At 33.5% G+C, this 1,617-nt stretch carries 1 protein-coding gene and 1 rRNA gene; both read right to left on the bottom strand.

Annotated features, from left to right (window positions below; all coding sequences use genetic code 11):
* Positions 1 to 61: 61 nt before the first annotated feature.
* Positions 62 to 991 (bottom strand): DMT family transporter, encoded by a 930-nt coding sequence (locus AC1DTM_RS25625; protein WP_002159508.1) that lies wholly within the window; start codon positions 989 to 991, stop codon positions 62 to 64.
* A 379-nt stretch (positions 992 to 1,370) separates the two neighbouring features.
* Positions 1,371 to 1,486 (bottom strand): 5S ribosomal RNA (gene rrf, locus AC1DTM_RS25620).
* Positions 1,487 to 1,617 lie beyond the last annotated feature (131 nt).

Genomic DNA, 1,617 nt, shown 5'->3' with positions numbered 1-1,617 from the left:
ATTACATACAAGACGTCCTTTTAATTACACATTATATACATGCACTCTTTAAACTATCGTCCTACTCATTCCTTGAGGCGGGACTTTTCTGTCGGGAAATGATAAATAGATCAATTAATTTACTTTTATCCGCCCATACCACTCCAAATAAAACTAAGCCGCCGCCTATTACTATTCTCCACGTTAAAGATTCATTTAATAGAACAATTGAAGCAACAATACTTATTAGCGGCAATGCATTTAAATATAATCCACTTACTGATGCTGTAACTCTCTCTAGTGCTTTATTCCAACACCAATATGCTAAAATTGTCGCTCCAATAACAAGATACATTACACTAAATCCAGTCTTCCAGGTTTCAATCTTTGGGAAACCGTAATAAAAAGTTTCTACCATTGCAAATGGTAATAAAATAACCGATCCAATAATTAAAGTTAATGTTGTAAAAACCTTGTTTGATAGATACTGTTCCTGTTTCGGCTGTTTTAACAATACTGTATAGAAAGCAAATAAGAAGGTGCTTAATAAAATAAGGATATCTCCTATTAAAGATACCTCTTGATCAGCATTGTTAGATGAAATTGTAATAAGAAGTACCCCTATAGCCCCCAATATAATACCGATCCAATAATTCGGCTGAATTTTCTCTTTCAAAAAGAACGCTGAAAAAAGAATTGTAACTAATGGCAATGCAGCATCAATGATACTAACATGTAATCCACTTGTTAAAGAAATCCCGTAGGATGTGAACATAAAATACCCAGCTACACCAGTAAAAGATAGCAAACTCATTCTTTTCCATGGAATATGTTTATGTACGATCGCTTTTTGAAGTTGGCCATATGAAAAAAGCATACAAATTCCACCCGCAAAGAAAAGACGAATAAATAACAAAGTAAATGGTTGAATAGATTCTAATGCCCATTTCGTTGGCGCAATTGCCGTCCCCCATAATATAACAGCCACTAATAACATGCATATTTCTTTCATAATCCCCCACACCCATCAAAAAATATATGTTAACTACCTTAATTATAGATTTTTTCTTAAGTAAAATCCTTTAAAACCACAAAAAGGTTATGTGAAAAATAGCCATCCAGCTCTTTTTCGCATAACCTTTTCATATTAGATCAAAAACATTATTGTTCACTCTATAACTAAATTAACATAAAAAGGTAATTCTTACCTTCAATTGATATTTAAACGTATTACTTTATAACCTTCTTATCACTTTAATATCCAAATTTCATTTTATACCGTTTCTATTTCATTATTTTTTCGTCTTTAACGTTATTAAACTTATGGATTTTAACATTTGATAAATAAAAATAAACACAAAAAAACCTAAGTCGAAACGACTTAGGTTTTTGCTTGGCGACGTCCTACTCTCACAGGGACAAGGTCCCAACTACCATCGGCGCTAGAGAGCTTAACTTCCGTGTTCGGTATGGGAACGGGTGTGACCTCTCTGCCATCATCACCAAACTATTGAAGGTATATTCCTTCAAAACTAGATAACATTTGCTTCATATTATATGGTTAAGTCCTCGATCTATTAGTATTCGTCAGCTCCACATGTCACCATGCTTCCACCTCGAACCTATCAACCTGATCAT

The sequence above is a fragment of the Bacillus sp. P4_D3 genome, from assembly GCF_056401855.1.
Note: the sequence above shows the minus strand (reverse complement) of the source record. Positions and strands in the feature narration are given on the sequence as shown.

Bases quoted from the DNA above. Each gene is read 5' to 3' on its own strand.
- AC1DTM_RS25625 (WP_002159508.1), bottom strand. From the start codon at position 991: ATGAAAGAAATATGCATGTTATTAGTGGCTGTTATATTATGGGGGACG.